Source organism: Bradyrhizobium sp. UFLA05-108 (assembly GCF_059803455.1).
On the sequence record NZ_JBANAZ010000135.1, the window covers coordinates 1 to 8,993 of the forward strand.

The following is an 8,993-nucleotide window of genomic DNA, read 5'->3' on the forward strand; positions in this document are numbered from 1 at the left end:
CGATTATGCGGAGTAGCGCATTATGCGGAGTGGCGTGCTGTGAACGCAGGTTTTTCGCGGCTTTATCGACCGCGGCACTCCGCATAATCCCGTAGGGAGGCGCCGCATCGCAGCTTACGAGTTCGCTCACTGCCCGCATTTTCGGTGGAGGCTTACTCAGCTTTTCGGGACGTGCTACGCCGTGAACCCATAAATCTGCCGGGCGGAGGGCTCGCCCCGGGTCCGCCATGCACAAATAGCGACCATATTTTGCAGCGCAGGTAAATGACGCTATGGGCCAAAACGCGACGATCGCGCAATCGCACGTCATCGCGACTGAACGGGCTTTTCGAGTCCCTGCCACCGATAGATGGCGAACGACAGCACCCAACTTAGGAGGAAGACGGCCACAACAACATAGCCGAAGTTAGCCAGGCTCTCATTGAGATCGCCGATCACGCTCCAGAAGGCGCCCTCAAGTGCCAGCTTGTCGGCGAGCAGCCCCAATGCCTCGATCCCGCCAATCAGCAAGGCCACGACGACTGAGATAGCTGTGATCGTCAGGTTGTACCAGATTTTGCGGATCGGATTGAGGAAGGCCCAGCCGTATGCGCCGACCATCAATACGCTGTCCGTCGTATCGACGAGCGTCATGCCGGCGGTGAAGAGAGCTGGGAATATCATCACGGTGCTGAAGCTGAGCCCGCCCGAGGCCTGGCCCGCCGCCACGGTGAAGAGGCTGATTTCCGTCGCGGTGTCGAACCCGAGACCAAACAACAGGCCGATGGCGAACATCTGCCAGCTCGCCGTTACCATTCGGAACAGAGGGCGCAGGATTCGAGACAACAGGCCACGGCCTGACAGGAGCATGTCGAATTCATGCTCGCCGACGTTCTCGCCACGCCGTGCGCGCTGAAAGCTCCGCCAGACGTCGCGCAGGATCACGAGGTTGATCGCGGCAATCGTCAGCAGGAAAAAAGCCGATGCGCTGGTGCCGATGATGCTGCCGACGGCCCTAAAGTCCTGGAAACGGCTTTGCAGCGCAAACGCCGCCGCGGCGATCACGGCGACCGCCACCGCAATCGCCAAGGAATGGCCAAACGCGAAGAAGAGTCCGACCGCGAGCGGGTGCTTGCCATCCTGCATCAGCTTGCGAACGACATTGTCGATGGTTGCAATGTGATCGGCATCCACAGCATGTCGAAGGCCGAGCGCATAGGCCAGCAAGGCCGTCCCGAGCAGCGTTGGCCGATCGGACAGCGCCACGATGGCCCAGGTCCAGGCGAGGCCATTGAGCGCCAGCAGGAAAGCATAGAGTGCGATAATCCTACTGCGCGAGGCAGTCGATGCGTCGTCTATGGCAAGTTTCAGATATGTGAGCATGATCTTGTTTCGGCAGGGTGCCTAAGCACGAGTTTGATCACGGACGTTCATCGTTCCACAAGCGTCGCCGCGCCAAGCCCACGCCTGTCAAGCTGAAGGCAAAGCCGCACATGCAGAGCCCGACCATGACGGCTGTGCGTAGGGCCTGGATGGGATCCAAATGGGTAGAAATCAAGCATGTGAAGCGTTCGGAACAAGTTGTTGCCGCCCGGCGCTAGCCAACCATCATCCATCGACAGGAAGCCGGAAAAACTCCAGCCAAGAACGCCTGGGGAGACAACCAGTCCTGAAATGTGGTGCCAGCGGCGCAGGCCACGATTGGCCTGCCCGTTGCTGAAACGCGCAAGGCCAACGAACCCACCGAGCGCGGCACCAATCGTGGCGAGCAGCGACAGCCACCACATCAAATTGGCCCAGACGCGCCTGTGATGCCGCAGCTCAGGCACATAGAACCAATGCGGAATGCTGCCGAGATAGTTCAGCACGCGCTCATTTCGTGTGGTGACCAGAACTATTTTATCTGACATCGAGGAGACGTAGATGTCTGTTCCGTCCGCATCGTTCAGCACAATGCGCGTGAGTGGGCGATCAGGGTCAAAATTGCGTGCGACAGTCCATTGGTCATAGTCAATTTGCTCGATGTTTGCATGGGACATGTCCAGATCGCGCGCCACGGGCTGTTCGTAACGCGCCGGAAACGGTACGAAATGCATGACGATGCCGGATGCGAACCACATCGCAAACAATAGGCAGAAGGCAACACCCCACCAGCGATGCAAAGCGGCTGCTATTGCGCGCACTGGCATTGATCACCACTTTGCCGACGCCGAGAGCTCAAACGTTCTCGGCGCGCCAAGATAGACCTGATTCGGGTAGCCCGGATCGGACCATGCGGCATAGAGCGCATTGGTGACGTTGCGGACGCGGAAGCTCACGCGCATCTTCTCCAATCCTTGCCACCACAGATCCCTACCCGGGATATCGACGAAGGCGAAGAGATCGCCCGTCGTGTAGGCCAGCATGGCCGTGAGGTTATCCTCATACAGATAGCGTTGGCCGACGTGACGGATTGAGCCGCCGATCTCGACGGGCCAGCGCCATTCGTTGAACCGGTACGATGTGCCCGCGTTGATGATGACGGGAGCGACATTCGAGGGCGTGTTGCCCGTCCAAACGTCGAAGTCGCCATATCGCGCTTGCGTGAAGGCGACATTGCCCCAGAGCTTCAGATTGTCGATTGGACGGACCGCGGCGGCCAGTTCGACACCCTTGGTGTGGACCTCGCCGGCGAGGGTCGAGACCGCATTCGTGAGCGCGACGTAGACGTTGTTTCGCGTGATGTCGTAGGCCGAGAACGCGACTTCGGCGCGTTTATCGTCGGATATCAGCTTGATTCCGGTCTCATAGATGCGGGCGCTCGTCAGCTCCAGCGAAGTCCCCGGGGTGACGGAAAATATGCCGGCTGCGGCAGGATCGTAGGCCGTCGCATACATGCCGTAGAGCAGCAGCCCCTTCATGGGCTCGAAGGTCGCTGCCGCGCGGTAGGACACGGGATTCCAGGTCTTGGTGAACGGCTGGCCGGCAGGGAAAGTGCCATCGAAGTTGACGCCGCTACGCGATAACGTCAGGTCATCAACACGAATCCCACCGATCAACGCGAACAGCGGAGTAAGTTTGAGCCGGTCCTCGATCGAGATCGCCGCATTGTCGAGACGGCTGTTCCGGATATTGGGCTCCGGCACGCCGTAGAAGCCGGGATCGGGATCGAGCACCGTCACCGAGTCGGCTGGATAGGTGTTCGGATTCCCTTCCTGCGCAAATTGAATGTCGTTGCGGCTCACCGACAACTGGGTGGCGAGCCGGTTCTCCATGCCGAAGAATGACGTGTTCCACACGACGTCGGTATTGTCGCCGATGACCCGCTGCTTGTGCGTGACGAAGAAACGATCACGATCGATCATTGAGGTCGCGGTATTGAAGGCGTAGGTCTCGCTATCGTACCAATGGCGTCTGGCGCCATATTCGTAGGCCTGGTTCTTGATCGTAACGCTGTCGAGGACGTTCCATTCGAACCCGCCGCGCAGCCAGACTTCGTGCGCGCCGATGGAATTGTCGGTCACATTGTAGTTTGTCGTCAGCGTGCGCGAGTCGACGGTGACAGGACTGAGTACCGAGCCGTCGAACGTATTGATCGCCGATCCGGCAACGACACCGTGAGTGGAGTACGCTCCCGAAAATGCCGTCGTCGTCAAAGGCGCTCCCCAATAGGCGTGTCCGTCATCGCGCCGGTATTCGACCGCGCCGAAAACCTTGAATGATTCGTTGACGCGGTAGTCCAGTTGTCCGGAAACATTGTTGAGCTGCTGGTAGTCGCCGTCCACGAAGCTGTTGATCTTCGATGAGCTGAGGTCGAAGCGATAGTCGAGCCCCGGCACATTCGTGCTGCCGCCAGAGCCGAAATGAGTCCGGTAGGTGCCCAGCGAATCGAGGGAAGCATCGAGCTGGTTCTTGATCGGGCCTGTGGACGGCTGGTTGTTCACATAGTTCACGGCGCCGCCAATCGCGGCGAGCCCCGACATGATCGAGGACGGCCCCTTGAGGAATTCGACCTGATCGAGATTGGCCGTATCCATCACCCGTGAGGTGATGCTCTGCGGGCCAATCCAGATTCCGTTGTAAAGCACGGACACCTCGCCAAAGGAGAAGCCGCGCATTGAGAAGCCGCCGGGCGCGCCTGCTGCATCGCCCGACAGCACGCCGACGGCGCCTTGAGCGGCTTCGGTCGTGGTACGGTAGCCCTGTTCCTGCATCTGTTGCCGGCTCACGACATCCACGCTCGCGGGCGTCTCATGCACCGTCAATCCGAGCCGGCTTGCGCTGGTTGCCACGGCACTGGAGTTGAGGGGCGTTGCCAGGTTCTCATGACTGGCGGCCGCTCGCGGTGTGGGCTTCGAACCGGCCTGCTGCGCCGCGCGCTTGGCCGCGGCGTCTGTCCTCTTGCTGACATGCGTCGCGGCGTTCCGCGGTCTTGGCGCCTCGACCTCAATAGGTCCGATAATCTGCGGGTTTTGCGCGAATGCCAGGCGTGGGGCAGGCGCGAGAGCCAGCAGCGCTCCAAGCGGCAGCGCCGCTGCGCTGTGCCAATGCTTACGGAATGAGTTTAGTTTATGCGAATGCGCGCAGCCGAACGGCTGCTTCAAAAGTAGCTGGGTGTTGAACACTTCTGTGCCCGACGGCGAACAATTGGTCCGTCATGCACGTTCCCCGTGACTGTCTGCCTTTCGCCCCAATGCGGCAGATAGCGATGGAGTAACCAATGCCCCGGAGCACCCCGCCCGACACATTCGCGCATGACCACGGCTGGTAGCAGGTCTCCTGGCTCGCGGGTCACGGCCTTTGACCACCTTCCCAGGATCACGGATCCCAGTGGCATTAAATGGTCGTCGGCTCGCCGCTTACAGTTGCGGGGGCAGCTCCGGCATTGTCCGGGTAGGACGCACCGAATTCCCTTGAATAGCCCTCTCGGGCACTACCGCCCGCACAGTGAAACGGGTTCGGCGTGGAAGTCAAGGACTTGCGACAGCAGTTTGGTAACGACGAACTCTCGCCGATTCCCGATAAGATCATCGATCCGCTCGAAGACGTTCCCGTCGATCGCCGGTTCGGTGCGTAAGTTCCTGACTCTCATTTGGTTTGCGCCACTTGCCCGTCAACCCATTCCCGGAGTGCGGCCGGCTCGGCAGAGCCTTCGATGGTCATGAGGGATCCGTCGCGCGAAATCAGGATCGTCCGGGGAATTTCGCCCTGCCAGGTGGGATCGATTTCATATCGAATCCGTTCAGCGAAACCATCGCTAAACATCCAGTTCTCCGCAGGGGAAAGACCGGCCTGCTTCAACATCGTCAACGCCGCGGCGTCGGAGTTCGGGACAAGGTCGGCATCAATCGTAATGACATCGACGGCTGGGTACTCCTTCACGAAGTCGCCGAGCTGCGGCAGCTCGACCTTGCATGGCCCGCACGTCACGCCCCAGAAGTGCACCAGCGTCGGGCGCCCCGCGTGCGCCCGCAAGATCTGCTGCCAGCTTCCTCTGGTGAAGGGCTTCAGCCCCGGGCTCTCGGAGCCGGGTGCCGTCAGTGGAGTCGCGAGTAGCAGAACCGCCGCAAAGAATATGCGCTTCATTGTTCGCCCTCGATCGCAAGGAGACGGTAGCCGTCAGCCTTGGTCATCCACGACAGGAAGTGTTGGCTGCCATCGGAAACCAGAAGCGGGTGGTCGGAGGAATCCGACGTGCTCGCAATGACGCGGGGCTTCGACCAGGTCGCGCCGTCGTCCTCCGATCGGATGAGTTTCACCGCAGATTTGTCGCCATCGAATTCCTTCCAGACGATAGCGACTTCCTTTTGTCCAGCCATCACGTAGGCGCGCGACGGCGCATCGCTGGGCTGCCCGAGCGGCATCGGCTGGGAAAAGGTTTTTCCGCCGTCCAGTGAATGTGCGTAAAACAGGCCTTTGCGAACCTTGCCGTTCGTGAACCATACGACGTGGTAGGTTCCATTAGGCGCGATGGACAGGCTTGGTCCCTGATGCGGACACGCGGCGATCTGCCAGTCATCCTCGCTGACGCGATGCACCTCTCCTGGACGTCCCTGGTCATTAAACGTGACGATCGCGTGATCTCGGATGCCGCCTTCGAATATATTCCTGAAGACGATCACCGGATGTCCGGACGGATCGAACGCGAGACCAAGCCGGCAGCACTCGCAGGTGTTGTCCACCACCATCCTGGCCTGCGCGTAGGTTGCCCCGCCATCTTTCGAATTCGCAAAGAACAGGGCGGCGCCATCGTATTTCCGGCCAACCTGCTGAGCCGGAACGCGATTGCGTTTGTCGAGCCAGGCCGCAAACAAGGCGCCGTCAGCGTCGAACCCGAGCGCTTCGAACCGCTGACTTTCCGTATTGTCGGTGATCGGCCTCGGCGGAGCGAACGTCTTTCCTCCATCGGTCGATCGACTGTAGAAGACCTCACCATTGAAGGCTTTGTCGCGAAAAGCGGAAAAGGCGATGGCGATATCGCCTTTGCGATCAAGCGCGATCTTCGGACGCGCGTCGGGTCCCCAATCCAGCTCGAGCTGACCTTGCGTGACTTGAACGGGGGCGGACAGCGTATGTCCGCCGTCCTTCGAACGCGCGACGGAGATCTGCCCGCCCGCCATCCAGGCCAGCCACAAAGTGCCATCGGGACCGAACGCGGGCGTGACTTTGGACGCGCACCGAAGTCCGGTCGTCTCGCAGGCCGCTTCGGAAGCGTGATTGTGGTTCATCTGCGCCATGGCGCTTCCTGGCGCGAGCGCCAGTGCAAAGGCGAGGATCACCATTCGATACGTCATGAAAGAGTCCCTCCCTGAGAGATCACCGGAAGGCGATCTTTATTCCCGCGATGAAGGCACGCGGTGATCCCGCGTAAATTGACCCTGTTTGCGTCGCTGCGAGCACGCTGGCGGGGTTCTGGACGCCACCTGCCGCGACCGTGTTGGCGATGTTGTTCGCAGACGCAACGTAGGTCTTGTCGAACACATTCCGCACCTCGAAAAACAGATTGAGCTGGCGGAGATAATCCGACGTGAGATCCGTCTTGTAGTGCAGATTGAGGTTGACCAGATCGTAGCCGGGCGCCTTCAGGAAATTGGCGTTGTCCATGTAGAAGGAATCCTTCCACACGACCTCGACAAAGCCGCCGAGCCCGGCAAACGGTCCATGAAGCTCGTCATAGCCCAGCCTTGCCGTGAGTTCGTTGGGCGAGATTCCCGGGATCTTGTTGCCGATCCGGTTGAAAGTGAACCCGCTGATGCTCTCGGTGTAGTCGGTGTAGACTTCATCCAGATAGGTATAGGCGGCCGTAAGCTGCCAGCCCTCACAGAAAGCCCATTGGGCAGCAAGCTCGACGCCGCGGTGTTCCGAGCGCGGCGCGTTGAACGTGTAGCTGATGCCCGGAATGGGCGTCGCCTGTGATACAAGCTCGTTGCTGAAGAACTCGTAGAAGGCGGTCGCGCTGACTTTCACCGCCTTGTTGGGTGTCCAGTCCGCTCCGACGTCGTAGCCGAGATTGGCCTGCGTCTTGAGAGACGTGTTGTTGCCTGGGGCGCCGCTGGGCAGCACGAAAAGATTGCTGACTTGCGGCGTGCCGTAACCCGTCGCGACGCGGGCGTGCCATTGCCATTCATTGCTCGGCCTGTAGACCAGTGCGAGCTCAGGCGCAGTGTTGGTGAATTGGGGGGCGGCTTTTGTCACCGTTGGCACGACAGCGGCCGGATTGTTCACGACCGGATAACCGAAGGCGGTATTGACACCGTTCAGGTTCGTCGTCTCCCAGCCGATCCCGGCAATCGCTGTGACCGAATGAGTGAGCTTGAGTTCTTCGCGCGCACGGACGCCGTAGTTGGTCGTCGACTGGAATTGGCTGCTCTGTAGCAGGCCGAGTGTGGCGTTCCCACCGGGCATCACGTTGCGGGTATAGCTGGTCGTCGAGAGCGTGTTGTACCAGCCACCGACGAACGTCGTCGAATCCAGTCCGAACAATTCACCGCGCTTGCTCAGATCGCTCATGTAATTGTAGGAGGGAAAGTCACCGATCGCGCTGGTCGAACCAGTCGGCTGGTTGATATCGCGATCATCGAATACGAACTGATTACGCCAGGTAGTCGTATTGTCGAAATCATGCTCCCAGCGTCCGCCGACGATGGTCCGCCGGTCGTCGCGGCCGAGCCCGGCCACGATAGCTGTTTGCGCCGTCTTGGGTCCGTTGAAGCCGTTGTTGAACAAGGAGACCGTGCCACAACCGAGCGTCGTCGGCACGTCACATCCGGCCTGGAAGGGGTTTTGATTGAACTGGTTGAGCGACAACCTGATCGGCAGCCGCGCAGCCAAATCGTTGTTGATCACCTTGAACGTGAGCCGGTCATCAGAGGTCGCCTTCAGGGTGGCAAGAAAGTTCACGGTCTGAGTATTGAACCAGCTATTCTGGATGAAGCCGTCCCCGCGTGCGTCGCTCGCAAACAGCGACGCCTCGAAATTGCCGACCTTCTGACCGGCGGTCACGTAGTTGTTGAGATAACCGAAGCTTCCGCCCTCGGTGCCGTATTCTATTCCATTGATGGTTGCACCCGGTCGTGTCCGGAAGTTCAGCGCGCCGCCGGTGGCGTAGTTGCCGTACAGAGCCGACGATGGCCCCCGGATCACGTCTATGGCGCCATAGGCATGCGGGTCGATGAGGTCGCTGCGCGACAGCCCGTCAGGCTGAGTGACGGGAAACCCATCGTCGAAGATGACCATGTTCCGGATGCCAAAACCGTTGCGGGCGTTGGATCCGCGGATCGAGATGCCGAAATCCCGAGGCCCGTTGCCTTGCTTGATCGATATGCCCGGGCTGTCACGCAGCACGTCAGCCACCGAAAAGGTCGGCCTATCTTCGAATTGGCTGCGATCGATCGTTGTCTCGGTTTGACCAGCTGGCGCTTGATTGAGGCCGGCCCGGGCCGCACTAGGCGTCGAGTCGATGCCGGCTGCCACTTGGCTTGCTGCCGGCGCTGCCGCTACTACTGGTTTCGCTTGTCGCCGAACAGAGGCTGTCC

The 8,993-nt window shown here is 60.1% G+C and carries 6 protein-coding genes and 1 riboswitch; all 6 genes read right to left on the reverse strand.

Going from position 1 to position 8,993, the window contains the following annotated elements; genetic code table 11:
* Positions 1 to 306: 306 nt before the first annotated feature.
* Positions 307 to 1,362 (reverse strand): HoxN/HupN/NixA family nickel/cobalt transporter, encoded by a 1,056-nt coding sequence (locus tag SO140_RS44885; protein WP_498544115.1) that lies wholly within the window; start codon positions 1,360 to 1,362, stop codon positions 307 to 309.
* 47 nt (positions 1,363 to 1,409) lie between these two features.
* Complete coding sequence (locus SO140_RS44890; RefSeq protein WP_498544116.1) at positions 1,410 to 2,168, reverse strand: PepSY domain-containing protein; 759 nt, start codon at positions 2,166 to 2,168, stop codon at positions 1,410 to 1,412.
* A gap of 3 nt (positions 2,169 to 2,171) precedes the next feature.
* A complete protein-coding gene (locus SO140_RS44895; RefSeq protein ID WP_498544117.1) occupies positions 2,172 to 4,217 on the reverse strand; it encodes a TonB-dependent receptor in 2,046 nt (681 codons plus the stop codon).
* 493 nt (positions 4,218 to 4,710) lie between these two features.
* A riboswitch (cobalamin riboswitch) is annotated at positions 4,711 to 4,911 on the reverse strand.
* Positions 4,912 to 5,046: 135 nt separating this feature from the next.
* The gene (locus SO140_RS44900) at positions 5,047 to 5,544 is read right to left on the reverse strand and encodes a TlpA family protein disulfide reductase (protein WP_498544118.1); all 498 of its coding nucleotides are present in this window, start codon (positions 5,542 to 5,544) and stop codon (positions 5,047 to 5,049) included.
* Positions 5,541 to 6,752, reverse strand: a complete 1,212-nt coding sequence (locus SO140_RS44905) for a sialidase family protein (RefSeq protein ID WP_498544119.1) — start codon at positions 6,750 to 6,752, stop codon at positions 5,541 to 5,543. The genes SO140_RS44900 and SO140_RS44905 overlap by 4 nt, the downstream gene beginning before the upstream one ends.
* Positions 6,753 to 6,774: 22 nt before the next feature.
* A partial coding sequence (locus SO140_RS44910; protein ID WP_498544120.1) for a TonB-dependent receptor family protein occupies positions 6,775 to 8,993 on the reverse strand: 2,219 nt, incomplete at its 5' end.

What these genes read in the sequence shown, in the direction of transcription:
- SO140_RS44905 (WP_498544119.1), bottom strand. Translation starts at nt 6,752, where the DNA reads ATGACGTATCGAATGGTGATCCTCGCCTTTGCACTGGCGCTCGCGCCA.
- SO140_RS44900 (WP_498544118.1), bottom strand. Translation starts at nt 5,544, where the DNA reads ATGAAGCGCATATTCTTTGCGGCGGTTCTGCTACTCGCGACTCCACTG.
- SO140_RS44890 (WP_498544116.1), bottom strand. Translation starts at nt 2,168, where the DNA reads ATGCCAGTGCGCGCAATAGCAGCCGCTTTGCATCGCTGGTGGGGTGTT.
- SO140_RS44885 (WP_498544115.1), bottom strand. Translation starts at nt 1,362, where the DNA reads ATGCTCACATATCTGAAACTTGCCATAGACGACGCATCGACTGCCTCG.